At 45.0% G+C, this 23,873-nt stretch carries 20 protein-coding genes; 15 read left to right on the top strand and 5 right to left on the bottom strand.

Annotated elements, in window-relative coordinates:
• Nucleotides 1-63: 63 nt before the first annotated feature.
• Nucleotides 64-528 (bottom strand): MarR family winged helix-turn-helix transcriptional regulator, encoded by a 465-nt coding sequence (locus tag MKX30_RS21400; RefSeq protein WP_013369372.1) that lies wholly within the window; start codon nucleotides 526-528, stop codon nucleotides 64-66.
• Nucleotides 529-818: 290 nt separating this feature from the next.
• Between MKX30_RS21400 and MKX30_RS21395 the strand changes: the two genes are divergently transcribed.
• The 3 genes from MKX30_RS21395 (at nucleotide 819) to MKX30_RS21385 (ending at nucleotide 4,087) form a co-directional block, all read left to right on the top strand.
• On the top strand, nucleotides 819-1,253 hold the full coding sequence (locus tag MKX30_RS21395) for a hypothetical protein (protein ID WP_023986968.1): 435 nt from the start codon (nucleotides 819-821) through the stop codon (nucleotides 1,251-1,253).
• 178 nt (nucleotides 1,254-1,431) lie between these two features.
• Nucleotides 1,432-2,576, top strand: a protein-coding gene (locus MKX30_RS21390; RefSeq protein WP_110455586.1) for an IS3 family transposase whose coding sequence is annotated in 2 segments (ribosomal slippage) — nucleotides 1,432-1,705 and nucleotides 1,705-2,576 — 1,146 coding nt in all. Because the reading frame shifts where the segments join, the coding sequence is not laid out codon by codon here.
• Between the two features lie 173 nt (nucleotides 2,577-2,749).
• A complete protein-coding gene (locus MKX30_RS21385; protein ID WP_316243292.1) occupies nucleotides 2,750-4,087 on the top strand; it encodes an amino acid permease in 1,338 nt (445 codons plus the stop codon).
• A 21-nt stretch (nucleotides 4,088-4,108) separates the two neighbouring features.
• On the opposite strand, the gene MKX30_RS21380 is transcribed toward MKX30_RS21385, so the two are convergent.
• Nucleotides 4,109-4,741, bottom strand: coding sequence for a LysE family transporter (locus MKX30_RS21380; protein WP_081047444.1), 633 nt, complete (start codon nucleotides 4,739-4,741; stop codon nucleotides 4,109-4,111).
• Nucleotides 4,742-5,059: 318 nt separating this feature from the next.
• Here MKX30_RS21380 and MKX30_RS21375 point away from each other — a divergent pair, with 318 nt between their 5' ends.
• From MKX30_RS21375 to MKX30_RS21350, 6 genes are all read left to right on the top strand, one after another.
• Nucleotides 5,060-6,028 (top strand): SIS domain-containing protein, encoded by a 969-nt coding sequence (locus MKX30_RS21375; protein WP_053324625.1) that lies wholly within the window; start codon nucleotides 5,060-5,062, stop codon nucleotides 6,026-6,028.
• 28 nt (nucleotides 6,029-6,056) lie between these two features.
• The gene (locus tag MKX30_RS21370; RefSeq protein ID WP_023986972.1) at nucleotides 6,057-6,869 is read left to right on the top strand and encodes a PfkB family carbohydrate kinase; all 813 of its coding nucleotides are present in this window, start codon (nucleotides 6,057-6,059) and stop codon (nucleotides 6,867-6,869) included.
• Nucleotides 6,870-6,965: 96 nt separating this feature from the next.
• Nucleotides 6,966-7,679, top strand: a complete 714-nt coding sequence (locus tag MKX30_RS21365) for a GntR family transcriptional regulator (protein WP_023986973.1) — start codon at nucleotides 6,966-6,968, stop codon at nucleotides 7,677-7,679.
• Nucleotides 7,680-7,814: 135 nt separating this feature from the next.
• Entirely contained in the window at nucleotides 7,815-9,398 is a 1,584-nt protein-coding gene (locus MKX30_RS21360; protein WP_075153724.1) for an amidohydrolase, read from the top strand.
• A gap of 2 nt (nucleotides 9,399-9,400) precedes the next feature.
• The gene (locus tag MKX30_RS21355; protein ID WP_023986975.1) at nucleotides 9,401-10,831 is read left to right on the top strand and encodes a YfcC family protein; all 1,431 of its coding nucleotides are present in this window, start codon (nucleotides 9,401-9,403) and stop codon (nucleotides 10,829-10,831) included.
• Nucleotides 10,832-10,943: 112 nt separating this feature from the next.
• A complete protein-coding gene (locus MKX30_RS21350; protein ID WP_023986976.1) occupies nucleotides 10,944-12,614 on the top strand; it encodes a ribonuclease J in 1,671 nt (556 codons plus the stop codon).
• 281 nt (nucleotides 12,615-12,895) lie between these two features.
• Here the strand turns inward: MKX30_RS21350 and MKX30_RS21345 are convergent, their stop codons facing one another.
• Nucleotides 12,896-14,155 (bottom strand): BaiN/RdsA family NAD(P)/FAD-dependent oxidoreductase, encoded by a 1,260-nt coding sequence (locus tag MKX30_RS21345; protein WP_076295364.1) that lies wholly within the window; start codon nucleotides 14,153-14,155, stop codon nucleotides 12,896-12,898.
• Between the two features lie 290 nt (nucleotides 14,156-14,445).
• Here MKX30_RS21345 and MKX30_RS21340 point away from each other — a divergent pair, with 290 nt between their 5' ends.
• The 3 genes from MKX30_RS21340 to nadE all read left to right on the top strand — a co-directional run bounded on the left by MKX30_RS21340 (nucleotide 14,446) and on the right by nadE (nucleotide 17,672).
• Nucleotides 14,446-16,185, top strand: coding sequence for a two-component system sensor histidine kinase NtrB (locus MKX30_RS21340; RefSeq protein WP_076295363.1), 1,740 nt, complete (start codon nucleotides 14,446-14,448; stop codon nucleotides 16,183-16,185).
• Nucleotides 16,186-16,326: 141 nt separating this feature from the next.
• Nucleotides 16,327-16,761, top strand: coding sequence for a BrxA/BrxB family bacilliredoxin (locus tag MKX30_RS21335; RefSeq protein WP_023986978.1), 435 nt, complete (start codon nucleotides 16,327-16,329; stop codon nucleotides 16,759-16,761).
• 101 nt (nucleotides 16,762-16,862) lie between these two features.
• Complete coding sequence (nadE, locus tag MKX30_RS21330) at nucleotides 16,863-17,672, top strand: ammonia-dependent NAD(+) synthetase (protein WP_075153725.1); 810 nt, start codon at nucleotides 16,863-16,865, stop codon at nucleotides 17,670-17,672.
• A gap of 211 nt (nucleotides 17,673-17,883) precedes the next feature.
• On the opposite strand, the gene MKX30_RS21325 is transcribed toward nadE, so the two are convergent.
• Nucleotides 17,884-18,699: an alpha/beta hydrolase family protein gene (locus MKX30_RS21325; protein WP_053324629.1), complete on the bottom strand. Its 816-nt coding sequence runs from the start codon at nucleotides 18,697-18,699 to the stop codon at nucleotides 17,884-17,886.
• A gap of 184 nt (nucleotides 18,700-18,883) precedes the next feature.
• Here MKX30_RS21325 and acpS point away from each other — a divergent pair, with 184 nt between their 5' ends.
• Together acpS and mutY are read left to right on the top strand one after the other, a co-directional pair.
• Nucleotides 18,884-19,288 carry a holo-ACP synthase gene (gene acpS / locus MKX30_RS21320; protein WP_076295362.1) on the top strand — a complete coding sequence of 135 codons (405 nt, stop codon included), beginning with the start codon at nucleotides 18,884-18,886 and terminating at the stop codon, nucleotides 19,286-19,288.
• Between the two features lie 4 nt (nucleotides 19,289-19,292).
• The gene (mutY, locus tag MKX30_RS21315) at nucleotides 19,293-20,525 is read left to right on the top strand and encodes an A/G-specific adenine glycosylase (protein WP_341063442.1); all 1,233 of its coding nucleotides are present in this window, start codon (nucleotides 19,293-19,295) and stop codon (nucleotides 20,523-20,525) included.
• A 141-nt stretch (nucleotides 20,526-20,666) separates the two neighbouring features.
• On the opposite strand, the gene MKX30_RS21310 is transcribed toward mutY, so the two are convergent.
• Nucleotides 20,667-21,485, bottom strand: coding sequence for an AraC family transcriptional regulator (locus MKX30_RS21310; RefSeq protein ID WP_076295360.1), 819 nt, complete (start codon nucleotides 21,483-21,485; stop codon nucleotides 20,667-20,669).
• Between the two features lie 174 nt (nucleotides 21,486-21,659).
• Between MKX30_RS21310 and MKX30_RS21305 the strand changes: the two genes are divergently transcribed.
• Nucleotides 21,660-23,852, top strand: a complete 2,193-nt coding sequence (locus MKX30_RS21305) for an alpha-galactosidase (RefSeq protein WP_341063441.1) — start codon at nucleotides 21,660-21,662, stop codon at nucleotides 23,850-23,852.
• Nucleotides 23,853-23,873: the final 21 nt, after the last annotated feature.

The following is a 23,873-nucleotide window of genomic DNA, read 5'->3' as shown; positions in this document are numbered from 1 at the left end:
TAGCACAGCTATAAGATTGTTCGTTTATTCACAAACGATCAGTTGCTAAAATTACTATTCGTTCTATTTGTGATAAGGTGACAGGTTATCAGCGCTACGGCCCAATTTTTTAAGCAAGCCGATGAGTTGATCTCTTTCGGTTTCACTGATTCCGCTAAAGGCACGTTCAATCTGACGTGTATAATCAGGATAAATTTCGTCCATGACACGTTGTCCTTCGTCCGTCAATTCTGCATATATAATCCGACGATCTTGGTCGCACGGGTGACGGTGCAAATAACCGCGGCTTTCCAGCTTGTCAATAACATAAGTGACATTTCCGCTTTGCAGAAGTAGCTTTGCTCCAATTTGTTGGATTGGCTGCGCGCCCTTGTGATATAAAACTTCCATCACGGCGAAGGCCGTTGGGTTGAAGCCCACCGTTTTGATGCCAGCAACCGCATGTTCGTTTACACTTTTGAATGACTTGGCAAACACGCTATACAAATGCATGGATTGCTGTGTCACCAATGTTCGGTAATCTATCATCTTCATTCCGCCTTTATGTATGGATTTGGGCATCCTTTGACCGCTCGGCTCGGATGACCGGGCAACCATACCCTTGTTACTAGCATAAAGGGATTTACGTAGCGAAAACATGCGATTTGTCACAGTAGCTGCTTTTTTAACTATTTAATTTCAAAGCTTTAAAGTAAATTTTTGAAAAATAAAGGTTTTGAATGTAAAAATACTGTTCCGGTTGGTTATATTAAAAATAACATACCTAACCTAATGAACCCCAATTAACAAAATAAGCTACTTCAGAGGAGATGAAACACATGGATACGGGTTCTTTCCGTTTTCAATTTCGTGATCCGCAGCAAGCCACCCAAGCCTGTGAAACATTAAAGGAAATTGGATACTCCGCCAGCACAAATGGTGACACAGGTCTCAGTGTTCATATTGAGAACCAGGATGTGTTGTCTGCATTGGAGATTTGCCAAGCCTATGAAGGAAGTATGATTGAGGTAGGAACTCTTTTCTCTAGACCGGATGCAATTCCCGATCTGCAAGGAAATGTCGGTGTACAAAATCCAGGTTATAGCCCGGAGGACTGGATTATCCCGGCGCACACGATCAACGAGGATTGGAGTGAAGCGTATAAAAACGGTTCCTCTCGAACGTACAGCAACACAACTGGGGAGCACAACGTCAGCTCTGATCAACAACCGGAAGACGAAGTGGATGGATTTTCTGGAAGCATCCATATTTGACCCAAATGATGACGCTATGTCGATTAGGCGATGTTTATGTTCCAAATGTTTTGTGAAGTAAAAAGCACCAGTAAACCTTGAGCGGGACTGACCCCATAACGTGAGACAAATCAAAACACCTTCAAGAGAATCGAGCCATGTCGTAAGATATGGAGATAACCTTGGAGGTGTTTTTACGTTGGCAACGAGAGTGAGTTACCCCTTAGAAATAAAGATGAAAGCTATTGAAATGAGATTGGCAGGAGTTCCAGTAAGAGAGGTTATGGAGCAATTGGGAATACGGAATAAGACACAGCTAAAAACATGGATGAGGTGGTATCGAAAAGGCGAAGTGCATCGTCTGGAGCAACCTGTGGGTAAACAGTACAGCTACGGAAAAGGTCCGGAACACTCTTCGGAGCTCGAAAAATTAAAAGCGGAGAACCGGTTCCTGAAGCAGCAACTGGACCTGCTAAAAAAGTACAAGGAACTGGAAAGGAGGTGGAACCTCAAGTCGTCATTGCCTGGGTCGAGTCCATTCGAGAAGAAGTGACGGTGTCTGAGGCTTGTGCATGGCTCGGGATCGCAAGAGCTACCTACTACCGCTGGAAAGCAAGCGTGGAGACAGAGCGTACAGATGCTACGGTAGAGAAAATCCGGCAGCTTTGCATCCGTCATAAATTTCGGTATGGTTACCGGAAAATCGCCGCACTCCTTCGGAGAGAGCAAAGAACGAATCACAAACGAGTTCAGCGGATGATGCAGCGTGAGGGGCTACAGTGCCGCGTGAGGATGAAGAAACGAAAGGCCACTGGGCAGCCCGCTCATCCAGCAGAAAATCTGTTGAAGCGGCAATTCCATGCAGAGGCGCCCCTGCAAAAGCTCGTCACGGACATCACCTATTTACCATTTGGCGGAAAGATGTTGTACTTCTCCAGCATTCTAGATCTGTACAACGGGGAGATTGTGGCTTACAGTATAGCGGACAAGCAAGATACGTCCTTGGTTTTGGATACGCTGAATCAACTTCCAAAACGGACAAGTATGCTGCTCCATAGCGACCAGGGAAGCGTATATACGTCACAGGCTTATCAAGCTGCAGTAAAGGGAAAAGGCATTACCATGAGCATGTCCCGTAAAGGAACGCCCGCTGATAATGCCCCCATCGAATCGTTTCATTCCACATTAAAGTCTGAAACGTTCTACCTCGAAGATCTCATGTGTACAACGACTGCAATCGTTGAACAGACCGTTCGAGACTACATCACCTACTATAACTCAATTCGGATTCAAGCGAAACTAAATAACCAGTCGCCGGTGGATTACAGGCGACTGGCTGCTTAAACTTGCAAGGTGTTTTGATCCCTGTCTCACAAACGGGGGTCAGTCCCAGCGGGTTAGCTGGTGCTTTTTTATTGATAAAGAAGAGTCATTCATTCACATGAAATATATTGGAGAGGGCAATCTAAATAATGGAGAGATCTGTCTCAAAATTCAGGAGTAGGGTGATTTTTTAAATGGACAAACCGTCTGATATGCAAAAAGAACAAAAACTAAAATGGTGGCAACTTAGCTTGTTAGGAGTTGCAGGTACTATCGGTACAGGATATTTTCTGGGGTCCGGCTTAGCGATTTCTATTGGCGGTCCAGCCGTACTGATTGCATACTTTTTGGCAGCGGTTGGAACATATGTAGTGTTTGATGCTCTTTCGCGAATGACGGCAGATCATCCTGAACAGGGTTCCTTCCGTTCCTATGCCCAAAAAGCATTTGGAAGTTGGGCAGGATTCGGCAGTGGCTGGGTATATTGGTTTTCGGAACTCCTTATTAATGGGAGCCAGTTAACTGCGTTGTCTATATTCTCACGTTTTTGGTTTCCTCAGGTACCGATGTGGATCTTTGCGGCAGGCTTCGGGATTTTAGGGCTTGTGATTGTTTTTTTTGGCAATAAGGGTTTTGATCGAGTTGAAAATGTATTGGCCATCATTAAGATGGCAGCTATTGTTATGTTTCTGGTCTTGGCCGTTGCTCTTTTGGCAGGCTGGATCGGAGGAGGAAAATATAATCCAAAGTTCCCCATCAGTTACAAAGAGTTTTTCCCTACCGGCGGTATAGGATTGTGGTCATCTTTTATTTTTGCCTTTTATGCATACGGAGGTATTGAAGTGCTCGGAATTATGTCAAATCGGCTTCAAAAACCGGAGGATGCACCTAAAGCAGGAAAAGTAATGCTGGTTACACTGGTTGCAGTGTATGTGCTTTCGATTGGTCTGGCTGTGTCTATGGTGCCATTAAGTGCCTTTAACCCGAAAGAAAGTCCTTTTGTGCTTGCGCTCAGCAGCGATCATCTGGTTTTTATGCCTCATTTATTTAATGGAGTGCTTATTATTGCAGGGTTCTCAACAATGACAGCATCCCTATATGCAGAGACATCTATGATGATTACACTCGCACAGGAAGGAGATGCACCCACATTATTTTCACGGAAGTGGAAGGGTAAATATCCTCTATATGCACTTAGTTTGATCTCCGTTGGATTAATCTCAGCCATCGTAATGTCGTTGCTACTACCGGGAAAAGTATATGAATATATCACTACTGCAGCGGGTTTAATGCTGTTGTATAATTGGTGCTTTATTTTGCTGTCTTCAGGTAAGCTACTGGAATCGAGTAGATCAAACCATATTAAACGTTGGATTGGATTATTGTTGATAGCTATGGCCGTGGTCGGATCATTTTTTCATAAGCTTAGCCGCCCGGGAGTTTACATCAGCTTATTGCTTGTCTTGTTAATTGCAATATGTGACCTTATCGTACAATGGATTCGCCGAAAACATACGAAGGTATCTCGGTAATTTTGCCAAGAAGCCAAAGAGTTAGTGTAAAAAAAGTAATTGAAATGCTTGTACACCAAAATAAAAGCCAAAACCGATAAGAGATAATCCAGACATCCAAGAGATGGTTTTAAGCAATCCGGTTTTTAGAAACCTACGGAAAATACTTGAAGCGGCTGCCATAGTCACATCCCAGAGTAGCACACCTAATACAATCGCTCCGCTAAAGATCATTAGCTGTTGTACTGGATATGTATTAGCGACGTTTGCGAGTATGGACCCGTAAATCCCAAGCCAGAACAGGATGGAGAGGGGATTGAATAATGACATCAGGAAACCCGCTAGAAATGAGTTGGTTAGGGTATTACCATTTCCCCTTAATTCAGATTCTGAAATCACGCCAGCATTTTTAATACTTTCAACACCTGTATACACAAGTACGAAAAAACCAAACATCCATAAAAAAGCTTTGACAAACGGGGCATTAAGAAGGTGGATCATTCCCAAATAAACAAGCAACATATAGATTATATCTGCGGTTATTGCACCAAGACCAATAAACCAGGCATGCCAAAACCCATTCTTAATACCTCGATCCAACTGTGCGGCATTAATCGGTCCAATGGGAGCGGAAAGTGACAAACCGAGAAAAATATAACTGATAAACGTATTAATGTCCTTTTTCCTCCTTGAGTATTATTTGATGTTATGTATTTGTCTATATTAGTTTATTCGGACAAACCCATCTGTAAGACCATTTTTTTGTACGTATATTGCAGGAGTAGCCTCGTTATTGCCAACCACTATCAATCAATTAAAACTAAAAAAGGAGCTCTAATCCCGTACACAAAAGGATTAGAGTTTTTTTAATGACAGGTTATAAAAAAAGTCTATTTGATCGAATAATTGGGCTTGACACTTTTATTGAAAGCGCTTATATTTATCTCGTAAACAATACGTTATATAACGTTATATAAAAAAGGAGAGATAACAATGAATGTACATCAGACGGTTCAAACGATTTATGAACAAGCGAGTGGGAAGATTTCTGAGGTTTATTTAGTAGCCTGCGGGGGCTCATTAGTCGATATGTATCCCTCAAAATATTTTCTGGATAGTGAAGCAAAGAAGTTGGTAGCAGGCATGTATACGGCGAATGAGTTTGTGCACGCGCTGCCAAAACGTTTAGGTAAAAACGCAGTAGTCATCGTCTGCTCCCATGGTGGAAACACGCCGGAATCGGTTGCGGCTGCTAAATCAGCCAAAGAGAAAGGCGCTTACACCATCGGCTTAACCCACAATAGTGAAGCGACACTGCTCAATTATTCCGATTATTCATTCCTCTACGAATGGGGAGATGAGAGCGATGTCAAAAATAACCCTATGGCTATTATTTTAGAGCTTACTGTTGAGCTGCTTCAAATCGCTGAAGGCTATGTGCATTATCAAGCTTTCCAGAACGGCTTGGGAGCAATCAATGGAATTATTAACCGGGCAAAAATACAAGTTGAACCGCGTGCCAGTGTATTCGCTGACAAATATCGCAATGAAGATCTCTTCTATATTCTGACTAGCGGAGCTTCTTATGGACATGCCTACGGATTTGCTATCTGTTCTCTGATGGAAATGCAATGGCTCCATGCGGCTTCAATCCATTCCGGTGAATTTTTCCACGGTCCGTTTGAAGTAACGGATAAAGAAACTCCATTTATTCTGATGATCAACGAAGGACGCACACGGGCACTGGATGAGCGGGCACGGACTTTCCTGAGTCAATATGCCGAGAAAGTGGAAGTGATCGATGCGAAGGAGCTTGGAATCGGAACCATTGCCGACGAGGTCGTCGAGTTTTTTAACCCGGTTTTATTTTACAGCATTGTATGTGTTTATCGTGAAGCACTCGCAAATGTACGCAATCACCCACTGGAAACTCGCCGTTATATGGGCAAAGTAGCTTACTAAGCGCTCTTACCAACAGGAGGAAACCATCATGAAAGTTCTAGGCATTGGCGATAATGTGGTAGATAAATATGTTCATCTGCACATGATGTATCCTGGCGGCAATGCGCTTAATTTCAGTGTATTTGCCAAAAAAGCGGGAGTAGATGCAGCCTTTATAGGAGTATTCGGAGATGATAACGAAGCGCAGCATGTAGAACACATTCTCCGTGAGCTGGAAATTGACATTTCACGGTGCAGATATCACAGCGGTGAGAACGGCTGCGCACGTGTAACCCTGGAAGACGGAGACAGAGTATTTCTGGGCAGCAATGAGGGAGGAGTTACACGTCTCCATCCGCTGGAGCTGAGTGAAGAAGACAAGGCCTATGTTGGCGGGTTCGACCTTATACACACCGGCTTGTACAGTCATACAGGGCACTTGCTGCCTGAATTGGAGACGCTGGGAATCCCTCTTTCTTTTGACTTTTCGGATGATTTCGTAGATGCACAAGTGGAGAAATATATTGCGTATGCCGATTTCGCTTTCTTCTCTTGCAGCCATATGACGGATGAAGAGACACAGAACTATATCCGCTCCAATCGAAAAAAAGAGGGGCAAATCCTGGTAGCCACACGCGGTGGAGATAGGTCTATTGCCTATGATGGTACTAAGTTCTATTTTCAAATGCCTGATTCCGTTGACGCTGTGGATACGATGGGGGCAGGAGACTCTTATATAACCGCCTTTTTACTGAGTTTTTTAAAAAATAGCAACATTCAGGACGCTATGGCAGAAGGCTCGAGGGTTGCCGCCCAGAGCTGTCTGGTAGAAGGTTCTTTCGGATACGGCGTCTGCTACTAAAAAATTATTTTCAAATATCTTCACTTGTAAGAATATGTAACATTTGATACTCTAAGTGGGAGTAATATAACGTTATATGACAAGTGAGGGCACATTATGTTGAATTCAGACCAAGCAGAGCCATTATATATTCAATTACAAAAAGCAGTCAAAACCGCTATTCATAATGGAACATTTACGCAGGGAAGTCGTATACCGACCGAAACTGAGCTAAGCGAGACCTACAATGTAAGTCGAATTACCGTAAGAAAAGCAATTGCCGAATTGGTTCATGAAGGTTATCTGACCAAACGTCAAGGAAAAGGTACCTTTGTCAATGTACCCAAAATTGGGCGGAAGATTGAACATATTATCAGCTTTACAGCTGCCTGCAAATCCAACGGCCTCTCTTCACACAGTGTGGTCACAGAACGTGAAATCATAGAAGCAGATGAGAAAATTGCACATCAGTTGCAGCTGCCACAAGGAGAAAAAGTGTTATTTATTCAGCGCAAGAGATACGCCGGTGATCGACCGCTAATGCTGGAGAATAATTTTTATCCTTATGACCGATTTTCTTTTCTAATGGAAGAACAGTTGGAGGGCTCTGTATACGAACTGCTGCGTCATAAATACAGCATCGATCCTAACCAACCGGGAGAGACGATATTACAAATCGCTTTGGCGGATGAATACCAAGCAAAGCTGCTGGAGACGGCCATCGGACAGGCGTTGTTCTACATGCACACGATTATTTATGATCAGCATGGAAGCCCCGTTCATGTAGGTAAGCAGTACATCATTGGAGACCGTTATCAATTCTCAATATAAATCCGTTGCCTGTTAGGTAATGTTATTCAGGTACGGCGCAGCTTCTGCTTCCACTTCATAAGAGAAGCAGAAGCAATATTATAACGTTATATTACGTTATGTTATAGGGCGGATAAATAATGAGGGGGTGAAATTGTGCAAGGGAAGAATGACACATTATCGGACAAAGTTTTACTGTCAAATGCTATTTTTAATGGCTTAGAAAATGAAGCCTCGCCTGGGTTTATTGCACTGCGAGGAGAATGTATTGCAGCAGTGGGGCGTCCCGAGGAAGCACAAGCTTGGATAGGAGCGGGAACGGTTGTCTGTGATTTGGGTGATGCTTTTATCATGCCAGGAGTTCATGACAACCATGTATTTTTTACCGGATATATGTCGATGCATCGGGGCGTGGATTTGACTCATGCAGCCTCGATTGAAGAAGCAGTGGAATCAATGCTACAAGCGGCAAACAATCTTCCGCCAGGGAAAGATGTAACCGCTTACGGGTGGAGCGAGGAAGGATGGGGCAAGCTGCCTGAGCAAAGCTTGTTGGACGAGCTGTTCCCTGATCGGGCGGTAATTGCCATTAACCTAAATAAAAGCTACTGCTGGATGAACCGACTGGCTCAGGAGAAATATCAATTTTTGCCGGATCAATGCAGTGCTGAGGCACGAGCTTTGCTACTCCAAGCTATGATGCAGGACCACAGCCTTGTCAAACAAGAGTTTTTGGAGTTTTGCCGCATACTAGCTGCACGAGGAGTTACTTCCATAAAAGATATTGGCTTTGACCGGCATAGCGAGCTGCTGCCGATTCTAGAAGAATTGAAAGAAACGGGGGAACTGCCGCTCAGATTTCATTTCTCGCTTGAACCCGTTGTTGAATCGCTTGATATTGCCACCGGTATGAAGTATAAAGCATTTTATAATGGAGACCTTATTCGTTTCCAAGGATACAAGCTGATGCTTGACGGTGTCGTAGCAGATCATACGGGGGACATGCTGGAACCTTACGCAGATATGCCAGGAGTAACGACTTTGAGGACGGTTGACTACAAAAAGATTGAAGCCTCTGTGCTGGAAGCAGACAGCCAAGGTATCAAATGCTGTCTAACCGCAGAAGGTGATGCTGCGATTCGCCAAGCGGTATCCATGATTGAAAAATGCCGCGAACAACAAGGTAATAACCTTATCAGACATTCGATCAGTGATCTAGAGTATCCTCATCCAGATGATCTGATCAGAATGGGCGAAAACGAAATTTTTGCCGAAGTCTACGCTCAAATCCTGCTACTGAATCCAACCTATGAAGAGGCCTATATGCCTGTTGTGGTAGGCAAAGGTAATGAAAATCGGTTTTATAATTATAAATCTATGCTGGAGGCTAATGTGCCAATAACCATTGGGACTGATCTGCCCTTATTTATCACGAGTGTTCCCGATTCACTGTACTCAGCTTCTCATCGGTTATTTCCGGACGGATCACCTGCTGGAGGCTGGTATCCCGATCGGGGGATGCCGCCATCCGAAGTTTTAAAGGCATGGACCATTAATGGAGCCAAACATTGTTATATGGAAGAGGTTACAGGCACGCTAGAGGCTGGAAAATATGCTGACATCGCCGTTTTTGATCGCGACCTCCTTAACGCATCCGCTGGTGACATCAGGGACGCCCAAGTGATATTGACCATTATGGGAGGGAAGGTTACGTATAACCATTCTTGGAATGAGGGATAAACATGAACATCAAGAATATGAAATGGAAATTATCCTTGCCCCATAGCTATACTTTAATATTTTTGATTATTATTACAGTCGCCGCATTGACATGGATTGTGCCCAGCGGACAATTTGAGCGTCATGAAGTGACAGTAAACGGCGTGACCAAAACGGCGATCGTTTCGGGAACCTATCACACTGTACCCAAAACTGGTGAGAACGGTGATTTAAGACAAGGCCTCCCTCAAATCCTAAGCGCTCCTATTGAGGGGATTATCAATGCCGCGGATGTCGTCTCTTTTGTCCTTATTGTGGGCGGCTCCTTCGGGATTATACTGCAGACGGGAGCCATCGATCGTGCCCTGACAGCTCTTGCCAGACGGCTGAAGAATAAGGGGATTCTGCTTATTCCAATTGCCATGGTTATATTCAGTCTCGGAGGCTCTACCTTTGGGATGAGCGAAGAAATTATTCCGCTTTATGCGATTTTTATTCCGTTAATGTTTGCCCTAGGCTTCGATTCTATGACTGCTATTCTCATTCTATTTCTGGGAACGCAAATTGGCTATGTTGGTTCGACTGTTAATCCATTTTCAGTATTGATTGCCCAGGGGATCGCAGGAGTGGAGGGGAATCCTCAGCTCTGGCTGAGATTTATTGAATGGCTTGTATTTACTATGATTTCTATTGCCTTTACGATGTGGTATGCGCATCGGGTTAAGAGAAATCCGGAGAAATCCATTGTTTTTCAGAGTGATATTATAAATCGTGAGCAATTTATAAAAGAAAATACAGGTGAGGACGTCGTCTTCACGTTTCGGGACAAATTAATAATAGGTGGATTTATTGTAACGCTTGGAGCAATTGTCTGGGGAATTTTGTCCAAAGGCTGGTATATGACTGAAATTGGTGCCCTTTTCTTCGCACTCGGTCTTTTTGTCGGGGTAGTTACTAAAATGAGCCAGAAGGAAATAGCTGAGAATTTTGTAAAAGGGTGTGGAGAATTCATCTACGCTGCAGTGATCATAGGTCTCGCCCGCGGAATTCTGATCATCGCCGAGCAGGGTATGATCATCGATACCGTATTAAATGCACTCGCAAGCATTCTGGAAGGATTGCCAAGTTACTTGTTCACTACCATTATGTTGGTTGCACATAATATTATTACTTTCCTGGTCCCATCTTCTTCGGGGGAAGCAGCACTAACCATGCCTGTACTTGCACCGCTTGGCGATCTTGTAGGTATCAATCGTGAAGCAGTAGTCACAGCGTACCAATTCGGTAACGGGTTAACCAATCTAATTTCACCGACAGGCGGAGTACTGCTGGCGGGATTGGCCATTGCCCGGATCAGCTTTGGACAGTGGCTGAAGGTAATCTTCAAGCTATTCCCGATCCTGTGGTTAGTTGCTGCTATTTTTGCTGCTATTTCGGCTGCGGTGGGTATCTAATAAATCAAGTGAGAGCCCCTGTCTTTTAGAGACAAGGGTTTCTTTTTGTGCATAAGTTTACGTGGAAAATGAATAATATGGATAGCATTTTCCTAAGGAGGAAATAAAATTGATGCATGCTGATAATAGATTACTCATTGCTGCTCTAGGCGGTGTTAATGAAATCGGGAAAAACATGTATTTTATCCAATACGATCAGGATATTGTCGTTATCGATTGTGGTTCCAAGTTTCCTGATGAGAACTTGCCTGGTATTGACCTCATTGTGCCGGATGTCACCTATCTGCTGGAAAATCAGGATAAAGTCAGAGCGCTCATTGTGACTCATGGGCATGAGGATCACATCGGAGGTATTCCCTATCTGCTGAAGCAGATTAATATGCCCGTTTATGGAACAAAGCTCACCATCGAATTAATTAAAATTAAGTTAAGGGAGCACAACCTTTTACGTGATGCTGAGCTTCATCTTATAGATGCGGATTCAACCGTTCAAGCGGGAACGATTCAGGCATCCTTTTTCACTACCGTCCACAGTATCCCGGATTGCCTGGGTGTCTTTTTTCAGACACCGGAAGGAAATGTGGTCCATACCGGGGATTTCAAATTCGATATGTCTCCCGTTAGTGGACCTTTCCCCGATCTTCATCGCATGGCTGAAATAGGAAAGAAGGGGGTAAAAGTGCTGCTCTCCGAAAGTACAAATGCCGAAAGGCCAGGATTTACTCCTTCAGAGCGTTTGGTTGGCGGACATATTTTGGATGCTTTCGCCAGAGCCAAACAGCAAGTATTTATTTCTACGTTTGCATCCAATGTGAACCGTGTCCAACAAGTCATTGACGCGGCTGTAGAAACAGGCAGAAAACTCGTTCTACTGGGTCGCAGCATGATAAATGTGGTGTCAGTGGCTAAGGAGCTGGGTTTCTTGCACATGCCTGAGGACTTGTTGATTGAGGCGGGAGAAACAGAACGGTTTCCTGCAGAAGAAATTGCTATTTTATGTACAGGAAGTCAGGGTGAGCCAATGGCTGCACTGTCCCGTCTAGCCAATTCCCTGCATCCCAGAATCGAAATTTTGCCTGGTGATACTGTAATTATTGCTGCAGGAGCCATACCCGGGAATGAACGGAATCTTTCCCAGGTCATTGATAACCTGTACGTACTGGGCGCCAACGTTATTTATGGATCAGGCAGTACCACAGGGATGCACGTGTCCGGTCATGGCAGCCAGGAAGAATTAAAATTAATGATGACCCTGATGAAACCTGAGTATTTGATTCCCATACACGGTGAATTCAGGATGTTGTATCAGCATCGTCAGCTAGCGGAGTCTGTAGGGATTCCGATGGAGAATGTATTTATCGTCCATAACGGTGACACTGTTCAAATCGAAGAGGGAAGGGCATCTCTGGGGCCCAAAGTATCAGCCGGCAATAGTTTGGTAGACGGATTGGTGACAGGGGACGTAGGTAATATTGTACTGCGAGACCGTAAAAAGCTTTCATCAGACGGAATGCTGATTATTGTGATGACGTTGAGTAAAAACGAGAAGCAAATGCTCGCAACACCAGAGGTCATATCAAGAGGGTTTGTATATGTTAAGGATTCCGAAGAGCTCATGAGTCAGATCCACGACACGATTATGTCCACAGTGAACGAGTTAACAGAAATCGAAATGAGTCAGTGGGGACTGATTAAGCAGATGTTAAAAGATGATGTTGGCCGGTTTATTTACAGTCAGACGAAGAGAAGACCCATGATTTTACCTATCATTATTGAGGTTTAAATAGCGGCAAATGTCAAAACAAGATGGAGCTTGTTCTTTACGCCATTTTTAAAAAAAGGCTTAAATCAGTAACATGACTGATTTAAGTCTTTTTGATTTCCTTCCTACTTTTCCTATAAGAATGCGGATGTAATGGCGGTTTGCAGCGCAGCGGAGGATTTGAATCTGGAGAAGCGACAGCGTTCGCCTTTGCCACGGAATTCTTACCCTTAAATGTTTTATATAATCAAGAGAATCCCGTGGCAACAGCGATCGTAAGATCAAATCCTACGCGCAGCGTCTTAATCGCTTACGGCCGCTTGGGTTCCTGCTGTATGCCCTGTCGTAAACGCCGCTGTAATATTATAACCTCCAGTGTAACCGTGAATATCGAGAATCTCACCGCAGAAGAACAATCCAGGCATCAGCTTGGACTCCATTGTTTTCGGATTAATTTCCTTCAAATTCACACCGCCCCCGGTAACAAATGCTTCCTTCAGAGAGAGCGTACCGTTCACACGGATTGGAAACGCCTTAATGCGATGAGCAAGTTCTTGCCACTGCTGCTTAGGAATATGATCATAGGTCAAGTCCTCACGCAGTTCGGCTTGCTGGAGCAACAATGGAATTAAGCGTTCCGGTAAATAAGGCTTAAGCACGTTTTTGATCGCTTTTTTAGCATCGACCGATGCCAATTCCAGCGTCTCACGGTAGACTTCATCGGCATGTTTGTGAGGCTGCAAATCGAGAGTCAACAACACCGTGTTCACCTTATCCTTTTTCATTCCCTTGACGACAAACTGACTGCACCGCAAAGCAGTCGGGCCAGATAGACCAAAATGTGTAAAAATCATATCTCCTTCATGGACGACAACTTTCTTTTGCTTCGCATTCCATACGGTCAGACTGATGTCGCGTAAGGATAGTCCCTGAAGCTCTTTCGTCTGGATAAACGTCTCGCCTGAGGTCAACGGCACCTCTGTTGGATACAGCTCCGTAATGGTATGCCCTGCTTGTTCTGCCCATGCATAGCCGTCACCTTCCGAGCCTGTATGCGGGACGGATTTGCCACCAACGGCTACAATGACATTACGGCTATGTAGGATTTCACCGGAACGCAGTCGCACCCCAGCTGTATGACCTTCATTGTAAATAACCTCTTGAACAGGACAGCTTGTCCGAATCTCGACTCCTTGAGAGCGTACCTTGTTGATCAAAGCATCGACAACTGTTTTGGCTTTGTCCGTCACTGGAAACATACGCCCGTTGTCTTCTTCCTTTAAGGCTATACCCAACTGTTCAAAAAAGGCGATGATATCCCGATTGCCGAAAGCCGCCAGTGCACTGTGCAGAAATCGGCCATTGCCGGGAATGTGCCGTATGAGTTCGTCCAGCTCTTTGGCATTCGTGACATTGCAACGGCCTCCACCAGAGATCCCCAGCTTACGCCCGAGTTTATTTCCCTTTTCCAGCAAAATCACCTTGGCACCTTCACCGCTGGCAGCAGCAGCAGCCATTAATCCGGCTGAGCCGCCTCCGATCACAATAACGTCGTAAGTCATTAACCTCTTCCTTTTCGTCGACAAATTTTCAAAATCATTCAGAACGGTGTAACCGATTGTTCATCATAACGTAATACCGTCACTTTAGATAGTTTTCGAGTACAGTAACGCGTATATCTTTCAATTGTAGGGATATGGATTGCGTAAAAACGCTCCTCTTATAAACATCTAGTATTTAGCAAATTTTGTCGTTCTACACCGGGATTTTAACACATATATTGTAATATATTGTAGCCTGTGCTTTAATTCAACTAACGGCGTCAAGGAAAGATGATGAGGGGGAGAAGTCCTTGTTAATTGCGTTGAAGGAAAGTGTGCTCCAAGTTCTCCTTGCCGTTATATCGGCGGGTTTTTTCTCTATATTAACGGATTATGGGGATAAGAAAAAGGTTTGGGGTGGCAAACTGCTTCCTGGACCCAATCAAGGAATACTGTACTTGTGTTGCTTGCCAGCCATATTGTTATGTACACTCTTTCAATATCAGTCTCCATATGGTCTACCTTCCAATCTCGGTATTATTCCCCTTGCAGTTGGCATCATGTACGGTAGACGTCGCACTGCCTTCGTGCTCGCCGCTTCCGCACTGATGGGAGTCCTAATTATAGCCCAGTCAACAGAAATGTCCCCGATGTACGTGGGCACGGGTTTTATCCTTTTTCCTTTTATGCTCCTGCATGTCAAGTTTTTTCAAAGAGGAACAATGTTGGACAAAAAGCTCCTGATCTCCGCATATGTTGTGGCTGATATGCTGTTTAAGGCGATATTTCCGCTACTGTGGGGCAAACAGGATATTGCGGTATACATTCCTGACTTACTTACAACGTTTTGGAATATTGGTGCAGGGGTACTGGCAAGTTTTACGGTCGTGAGCCTGATGCATAATGCCTTTGAGAAGCTGACGTTACGGCGTGATGTGACTGAGTTTACGAGCAAATATTTAATTGAAGTGGATAAGCTGCGTCAAGTTATGGATTTGATGCCGTTATCTCTTGTTACTTTGGACAGCGAAGAACGAGTTATACATATGAACAAAACGATGCTGGAACTCTATCGGGACTACGATCCCTACATTACGCTGCCTGAGGTAGTAGGTCGTCCATTCACCTCGTTATATGGTTTTAGCGCTTTGCCTGCGGTTAACGAACGAGTTGCGAAAGCGTTGGAAGGAGAGGCGGGGGCTGATTTTATAAATGTTACCCCCAAAGTATTCTTCTCAAGTTTCCTTCCTATTCGGGATAAACATGCAAACCAAACGACAGGTGTCATTATCGCCTTGCAAGATATTACAGAGCTGGAGACGCTGCGCAGTGAGCTGGGTAATTTTGAAAGGCTCAGTCTGGTTGGACAGATGGCAGCAGGCATTACTCATGAAATACGTAATCCGATGGCGGTTGTGCGTGGTTTTTTACAGCTTATGCGTGAGAAAAGCCCAGAATCCCTCAACCATTATTACCGCATTGTGATGGAGGAACTTGACCGGGCGAACGGGATTATTAACGATTTTCTTTCACTGGCCCAGAATCGAATTGTTGAGAAGGAGCAATGTCATCTGCATGATATTATTCGCGAACTGACGCCTTTATTGTGGGCAGATGCGAATCTGAGGGGACAGACGATTGAGCTAAAGTTAGAGGATCATGTGACGATGCTGCATTTGAACCCTAAGGAAATGAAGCAACTGCTGCTTAATTTATCACGTAATGCGATGGAAGCTATGGGGGAAAAGGGAGTGCTGACCATTTCGACTCATGAGGAAGGGGATTTCGTGGAAATGGAAGTAAAGGATACAGGTCCGGGAATTCCGCAAAAGCAGCTTGAAAAGCTGTTCCAACCTTTTTACACTACGAAAACGAAAGGTACAGGTCTAGGTCTGGCCTTATGTCAAAGTATAGTGGAGCGTCATCACGGTACAATTGCCGTAGATTCGGTGGAGGGAATGGGCACGCAGTTTAAAGTTCGATTGCGCAGAACCGTTCCGACTTACCGGGATCATTCTGAGTTTCCTGTCATGAATTCGATACAGAAATAATCGTGCAAATATATAGCCGGATTTTTGCAAATTACGTGAAAAAGATTGTATAATGAAGTTTAGATGTCCATGCCTTTACTACGGCAAAGGATGAAATTAGAAACGTAGTATACATGATTTTTGGAAAAGGAGTGAAAGAATATGTCTATGTCTTTCGATCAATATATGAGAGATTCAGTTCAGCCAATGCGTGATGAACTGACGAATCTTGGGATTCAGGAACTGCGTACTTCTGAAGATGTGGAGGCCAAGCTGCCTAATGCTAAAGGTACAGTGCTGGTTGTTGTGAACTCGGTATGTGGTTGTGCCGCAGGCCAATGCCGCCCTGGTGTGGCTGAAGCACTGAAGCATGATCTTACGCCAGATCATCTGTATTCGGTTTTTGCCGGACAGGACAAGGAAGCAACAGCAAAGGCTCGCGAATTTTTCGCACCTTACCCACCGTCTTCCCCTTCTATCGCGCTGTTGAAAGACGGCGAGCTGGTTCACTTCATCGAGCGTCATCAGGTGGAGGATCGTTCGGCAGATCAGATCGCTGCTGATTTGACCAGTGCATTTGATCGTTTTTGCCGGTAAGACTGCTCAAGCTATGCCCCGCATTTTTCGCCTGCGAAACTTGCCGGGGCTTTTGCATGTTGGCTTGTGAAGGAAATTCCTAAAAAAGAGGTGCTTATCTGATGAGTTTGCAGGAACAGATTATTGCTGAATTGGGAGTACAGCCTACGATTAACGTAGAAGCGGAGGTCCGCAAGCGTGTGGATTTCCTCAAGTCGTATGTAACGAAAACGGGAAGCAAAGGGCTGCTGATCGCCATCAGTGGCGGGATTGACAGTGCCGTAGCAGCCGCTTTGTGCAAGCGGGCTACAGATGAATTGACGCAGGAGCAAGGGGACGAATACAAAACGCTGGGTGTATTCCAGCCATATGGCCAACAGGAAGATATCGAGCATAGCTACGCGGTATCCAAAGCGTTCGACCTGAAATATGCTGGGGAAACGAACATTAAGGAAGCCGTGGACAAGGTTGCCGTGGAAGTGGAGCATACGTTAAAGGATATCGGTCTGGAGCGTTCCATTACTCCGCAAGTGAGAGGGAATGTAAAGGCAAGAACACGTATGGTGGTTCAGTACGCACTCGCGAATGAGCTGAATCTGCTCGTCGTTGGCACAGATCACGCTTCAGAAGCCATCACAGGCTTTTATACCAAATGGGGCGATGGAGCGGTCGATATTACGCCACTTAGCACGCTTAACAAACGTCAGGTGCGCTTGCTGGCCAGCTATCTCGGAGTTCCGCAGGCCATTTTGGACAAAGCGCCTACAGCAGGATTGTGGGAAGGCCAGACGGATGAAAAAGAACTGGGGATCTCCTACGAAGCAAACAGCGACTACCTAGAAGGCAAGGAAATTGACCCCGCGGCACGCGAAAAGCTGGAAAGCTTCTTTACACGTACAGCGCATAAGCGGACAAGCATCCCAGGAGTGTAAGCATTAATCATTATGGAATTGTAAAATGCTCAAGTGAGGATTTTGCAAAAATCCAATAAGCGATTTTCAATAAATAATATATAGATCGAAATGGTCTAGTTCGTCTATATATTGCACTTGGAGCGAATGGAATCGAATTTTGCAAAATCCTGAAGTAAATAAATGCGGCGATCCGCCCGGCGGATCGCCGTTTGTATTGAAGGGGCAATAATTAATTGGCGATCCACTCAATGAAGCGGCGAGTTTCGGTAATCGCTTGATCGAGCGGAAGACTGCCTCCCTGGAATGGATGAACGGTATTAAAGGTATGAGTTCCGCCTTGAATTTGTACCCATTCGATGTCGGGACGAACGGATGTGAGCTGGGCAGAGCCTTCCCGTAGACGTTTGGAATCTTCGGTTCCCTGGATCAGTACAGCTGGGAGCTGACTGTTGGCAAGTCTGTCTACAATGGCAAAACGCTGGCGATTTTGTTCCAGGTCTTCCAGAATGACAGCATCCAGCGGAAGCTGTTGTCCGGTTCTGGCGTTTTCCACATAGCTGCGCCCCTTGGCGCGCATTTCTTCTTTTTGCGGTAAAGTAAACAGATCAAGATCTGTCACGCCATTCCATGAAATGACGCCAGCAATCTCACCGGGATGATCTAGAGCATATACAAAGCAGCTCCCCGCGCCTCGGCTATGTCCTAACAGAAACAACGGCAATTCTCTGAACTCATGACGTGCTCTCAGATTGGATAGCAATAGTTCCAAATCCTCTTGTTCGCGGCTATAGGTGTTGCGTGCGAACTTTTCCAGCTCGGTAAAATTCTCTAGATCCTCACCTATGCCATTATGTGAAAAGTTGAAGGTCACAACATGGTTATCCATACTCAATGCTTCTGCTATATAGGGGAACATGCCCCAATCCTTAAATCCTTTGTAGCCGTGAGCGATGATGAGCAGGCTTTTGGCTGTATTTTTAGCGGGAAACCAGGAAGCCCGGATCACCGCATCTGTTCCTGCTTCAACAATAATGGTTTCTGACATCCTATCCTTCCTTTCTACGGGAATTTTTTTAAATGGGCATATCAGCTGAATTTCAAAACATTCACCTGTAGCCTTTCTTATTTTAACATATTTTGGTGCCGTTTTTACGCTTTTGTGACTCGCCAGGGTGTGGACGCACTGTTACAATAGATCCAGTAAAGTAAAAAGGACGGGGAATACCCAAATGATCTACGGAATTGGACATGATGTGCTGGAAATAAGCCGTATGGCTAATATTTTGGCAGGTAAATATGCAGATTCGTTTTTGAATCGTGTGCTGACCCCGGCAGAACGTGAGCTTGCTGTGGAACGCAAGGGTAGACTAACGGAGTTCGTAGCAGGGCGCTTTGCCGCCAAGGAAGCGATAACGAAAGCCTTCGGTTGTGGAATTGGGCAAATCATCGGGTTCGGCGATATGGATATTTTACCGGAACCTGGGGGGAAGCCAGTAGTTTATTTGTCTTCATCCGCGTGGGATAGACTGAGGTTGCCGTCTACAGGTGACTCGAATTACAGCATTCACTTGAGTATTACACATCAGCCTAACATTGCCTCTGCTTTTGTGATTGTCGAATATAAGGAGATGTGATGTGATGACTACAAATACATTGGAACAAAAGCGTTATTTCAGCTTTGAACTGTTGAATTGGTATACACGTAACAAACGCGATTTGCCGTGGCGCCGCCATCGGAATCCTTTTTATATCTGGATCTCGGAAATTATGCTTCAGCAGACGCGTGTGGATACGGTCATTCCGTATTTTAATCGCTTTATTGCACGTTTTCCTACAATTGAAGCACTGGCGGAAGCACCCGAAGAGGATGTGCTTAAGCTGTGGGAAGGGCTGGGTTATTATTCGCGGGCCCGGAATTTGCAAACTGCGGCAAAACAAGTAGTTGAGCTTCACGGCGGGCAGGTACCGGATGATACACAAGCTGTCGCTGCACTGAAAGGAGTAGGCCCGTATACGACGGGGGCGATTATGAGTATCGCCTTTAACCGACCAGAGCCTGCTGTGGACGGGAATGTGATGCGTGTGCTGTCGCGTTATTTTCTCATTGAAGAGGATATTATGAAGGGTAGCACGCGGGCGCATATGGAAAGTCTGGTACGGGAGCTGATTCCCGAAGGAAGAGCCTCTGATTTTAATCAGGCTCTGATGGAGCTGGGGGCGCTGGTCTGCACGCCGAAGTCGCCTCATTGTCTGACCTGCCCGGTCATGGAGCATTGCTCGGGCAGATTGGCAGGTCGCGAGGAGACACTGCCAGTCAAGACCAAGGCGAAGCCGCCGCGGCTGGAGCCGCGCTCCGTCGCTCTCATCGAGGGCAGCGGAGCGAACGCCGGCCGCCTGCTCGTACGGCAGCGCCCGGCCAAGGGCCTGTTGGCCCGCATGTGGGAGCTGCCGCATGAGCTTGCCGGGCCGGAGGGCTACAACGGCCCGGTGCCGGATGAGCCCGCCATGGACCAATTGGCGGCTCATTTGCTGGCAGAGGGCGTGCTTGCGCGCCCGGTGCGGTTTGTACGTGAGGCGGAGCACACGTTCAGCCACATTCACTGGAACCTGCGTGTGTTCCAGTGTGAAGAGGTCGCCGCCCCTGCCGGGGAGGCGGGAGGACAACCGCTGGCTGCCGAGCAGCGGGCCAGCTACAGTACCGGAGCGAAGCCGGGGGCGTTGATTACGCTGGCAGAGCAGGCGGAGTACACGCGCAATGTGCTGCCAGCGGGGTACCGCTGGATCAGCGAGGCGGATATGGCCACCTTGGCATTTCCCAAGGTGTTCCTTGATCTGATCACCGAGTATTATGCGAAGCAAAAAGAGAACTAATTATCAAACTAAAGGTTTTGCCCATAAAAGAGGGTAGTTAAAAAAATAGCGGCAGTATGGACATGAGGTTGATCCATACTGCCGCTATTTTTCTGTTTTTGGAATGAATATGCCTAATTTAATTGCGAACGAAGCGTGTTATTATTGGGGATTTTTTCGGTATTCGGATGGAGTCACCTTGTTGACCGTTTTGAACATTTTGGAGAATAGGAGTACATCTTTATACCCTACAGACCGCGCAATATCCCCGATTTTAAGGGAAGTATTTCTTAATAGGGAGCACGATTTTTCAATCCTCAAATGTAATAAAAATTCCTGCGGTGACTTATTTAGTTGCTGTTTAAATAAACGATGCAAATACGAACGGTCAATTGAAATGTACTTGGCAATGTCACTTACGGTAATGAAGTGTGAATAGTTTTGCTGAATGAAGAGAAGCGCTTCTTTAATATACCGCTGCTGTCTTACTTCATGGTTGACTTCCTGATTAGGGTAATGTTCAAACATCAAATACAGAAATTCATATAGCTTGGATGCAAGCAGCAGGTCTTTGTTGGATTTCAGTGTAGAAGAAACGACGATGCTCTCCATACAGCGGGCAAGGCTACCCTCCGCTTCAAACCGGAAAATGGGATTGTCCCTATTGATACAGGTTCGGCTTAGATATTCTTTTGCTTGCACCCCAATAAAACCAATCCAGGCATATTCCCATGGGTCCATTTCATCTGCTTCATAATAAATTAAAACCTTCGGCTCAATGAAGAAAGCATCGTTTTTCTCCAAATGATAGATTTTATCGTTGACTTTAAAGATCCCTTTTCCTTTTAAAATATAATGCACCATATACCCGCTTCGAATGGCTGGACCATAAGAGTGCTTGCTGGTACAGCTTTCTTTGCCACATGTGTATAAATTGAGATCCAGGTTGTTATAGGAATGATTGGAAAAGTGCGAACTCATTTGTTTTCACCCCTTAATTCATCTCTGTATATTATCACACCGTTTCATATAGAGTCTACATTATTCCATATAATTATTAAAACTATTCAATTATTATTAGGATGTAAACAATAAGAAAACAACATAATTTATAATTTTGAAAAAACGTACTATTGGCGCTATAAGGGGGTTGCTATGACTATACACATCGATAAAGAGAATCTTTTATTCCATTTACAAGGCAGCAATACGAGTTATGTCATGCAGGTTATACGAGATGGTTATTTAGCCCATCTGTATTGGGGAAAGAAAATTCAGAACTATCGGGGAAGCAATAAGATCATCTTTATGGATAGAGGATTTTCACCCAATCCGGATGGTGAGGATCGAGCCTTTTCACTGGACACCATCCCACAAGAGTATCCATCATTTGGAAATAGTGATTTCAGAATTCCTGCGTATCAGCTTCAATTGGAGAATGGTTCTACCGTGACAGACTTTCGGTATAAAGAACATCAGGTTTACCAAGGCAAGTCAAAATTGAGAGGGCTTCCTTCTACTTATGCAGAGGATGATGGCGAAGTAGAAACTCTGGAAATCGTCCTTGAAGACCCATTAATTGATGTAAAGATTGTACTATCCTATAGCCTTTATCAAAAGTGGGATGTCATTACCCGTTCAGTCCGTTTCGATAATGAAGGTCGACAGCAGCTAAAACTGCTTAGAGCGTTAAGTGCTAGTGTGGATTTTCGTGATGATGAATACGAACTAATTACCTTGTACGGTGCGCATAATAATGAAAAAAATATAGCAAGGCGAAAAATTTTACCCGGAATTCAAATGGTAGACAGCTGCCGTGGAGCCAGCAGCCCTCAACAGGCACCCTTTATGGCACTTGTAAGAGAAGGAACAGATGAAGAACAGGGTGAAGTGTACGCCTTTAATCTGGTGTACAGCGGGAACTTTACGGCCCAGGCTCAGGTAGATTCCTATCGGAACACAAGAGTCGCGATGGGGATTAATCCTTTTGATTTTACATGGCTGCTTGAACCGGAGGAATCCTTCCAAACGCCAGAAGTGGTCATGGTATACACCGAAAATGGATTGGGCGGCATGTCGAGAATTTATCATGAATTATACAGGAGCAGATTATGTCGTGGGCCTTTTCGTGACAAGGAGCGGCCGATCCTGATTAATAACTGGGAAGCCACCTACTTTAACTTTGATGCCGACAAGATTGAGCAGTTGGCGAAGGAGGCTCAAAGTGTAGGAGTGGAGCTGTTTGTACTGGATGATGGGTGGTTTGGAAAACGGGATGATGACAATACTTCATTAGGCGATTGGGTGGTGGATCGTCGCAAACTTCCAGATGGATTGCCGGATCTTGCAAACCGCATACGAAATCTGGGTATGGAGTTTGGTTTGTGGTTTGAACCTGAAATGGTATCCATAGACAGCGATTTATACAGAAAGCATTCAGATTGGTGTATCCATGTCCCTGATCGTCCGTATACGTTGGGAAGAAATCAACTGATGTTGGATTTATCGAGGAAGGAAGTGTGTGAGTACATTATTAAGTCGGTTTCCGATATTTTATCGGACGTTCCAATTACTTATGTAAAATGGGACATGAATCGTCACATGACGGATGTGGGTTCGGCAGCCTTGCCGCCTGAGAGACAAAGGGAGACTGCGCATCGTTATATCCTGGGACTCTATAATATTATGGAAGAGCTTACATCAAAGTTTCCCCATGTTTTATTCGAGAGCTGTTCTAGTGGAGGAGGCCGTTTTGATGCCGGTATGCTCTATTACATGCCTCAGACCTGGACGAGTGACAATACGGATGCCATTTGCCGACTGAAAATTCAATGGGGAACAAGTCTTGTCTACCCTCCAATTACCATGGGGGCACACGTCTCCACAGTACCCAACCATCAAGTGGGCAGAATAACTCCCTTGGAGACAAGAGGTTATGTCGCCATGGCCGGGAATTTTGGATATGAGCTAGATTTGACGACATTAACCGTTGAGGAAAAAGAAATAGTAAAAAAACAGATAGCTCTATATAAAGAAATGAGATCGCTCATTCAATTTGGGAAGTTTTACAGAATAATTAATCCGTTTGATGAAAATGAAGCCGCATGGAGCTTTGTATCAGAGGATCAAACGGAAATGGCGGCCAGCTATTTCAAGATTTTATCCCAACCTGCTGCCGCGATTAAAACATTAAAATTCAAAGGTCTGAATCCAGACTACGTTTATAGAAATGTAGAAACCGGTGAGCTGTTCGGCGGTGATGAATTAATGCATGTCGGCATAACGCTTGCCAGGGTAAAGCAGGACTTTTTAGGCATGTTCTGGAGATTTGTTAAAGAAGACATCTGACTCAGCTAGAGGAGGTTTTAC

It is taken from the genome of Paenibacillus sp. FSL P2-0173 (assembly GCF_038008045.1).
Lineage (GTDB): Bacteria > Bacillota > Bacilli > Paenibacillales > Paenibacillaceae > Paenibacillus > Paenibacillus polymyxa_B.
Note: the sequence above shows the minus strand (reverse complement) of the source record. Positions and strands in the feature narration are given on the sequence as shown.

Excerpts from the sequence above, each read along its gene's own strand:
- MKX30_RS21310 (WP_076295360.1), bottom strand. The coding sequence starts at position 21,485 with ATGAGTTCGCACTTTTCCAATCATTCCTATAACAACCTGGATCTCAAT.
- MKX30_RS21385 (WP_316243292.1), top strand. The coding sequence starts at position 2,750 with ATGGACAAACCGTCTGATATGCAAAAAGAACAAAAACTAAAATGGTGG.
- acpS (WP_076295362.1), top strand. The coding sequence starts at position 18,884 with ATGATCTACGGAATTGGACATGATGTGCTGGAAATAAGCCGTATGGCT.
- MKX30_RS21305 (WP_341063441.1), top strand. The coding sequence starts at position 21,660 with ATGACTATACACATCGATAAAGAGAATCTTTTATTCCATTTACAAGGC.
- MKX30_RS21400 (WP_013369372.1), bottom strand. The coding sequence starts at position 528 with ATGATAGATTACCGAACATTGGTGACACAGCAATCCATGCATTTGTAT.
- MKX30_RS21345 (WP_076295364.1), bottom strand. The coding sequence starts at position 14,155 with ATGACTTACGACGTTATTGTGATCGGAGGCGGCTCAGCCGGATTAATG.
- MKX30_RS21395 (WP_023986968.1), top strand. The coding sequence starts at position 819 with ATGGATACGGGTTCTTTCCGTTTTCAATTTCGTGATCCGCAGCAAGCC.
- MKX30_RS21350 (WP_023986976.1), top strand. The coding sequence starts at position 10,944 with ATGCATGCTGATAATAGATTACTCATTGCTGCTCTAGGCGGTGTTAAT.
- nadE (WP_075153725.1), top strand. The coding sequence starts at position 16,863 with ATGAGTTTGCAGGAACAGATTATTGCTGAATTGGGAGTACAGCCTACG.
- MKX30_RS21370 (WP_023986972.1), top strand. The coding sequence starts at position 6,057 with ATGAAAGTTCTAGGCATTGGCGATAATGTGGTAGATAAATATGTTCAT.
- mutY (WP_341063442.1), top strand. The coding sequence starts at position 19,293 with ATGACTACAAATACATTGGAACAAAAGCGTTATTTCAGCTTTGAACTG.
- MKX30_RS21365 (WP_023986973.1), top strand. The coding sequence starts at position 6,966 with ATGTTGAATTCAGACCAAGCAGAGCCATTATATATTCAATTACAAAAA.
- MKX30_RS21325 (WP_053324629.1), bottom strand. The coding sequence starts at position 18,699 with ATGTCAGAAACCATTATTGTTGAAGCAGGAACAGATGCGGTGATCCGG.
- MKX30_RS21375 (WP_053324625.1), top strand. The coding sequence starts at position 5,060 with ATGAATGTACATCAGACGGTTCAAACGATTTATGAACAAGCGAGTGGG.
- MKX30_RS21355 (WP_023986975.1), top strand. The coding sequence starts at position 9,401 with ATGAACATCAAGAATATGAAATGGAAATTATCCTTGCCCCATAGCTAT.
- MKX30_RS21335 (WP_023986978.1), top strand. The coding sequence starts at position 16,327 with ATGTCTATGTCTTTCGATCAATATATGAGAGATTCAGTTCAGCCAATG.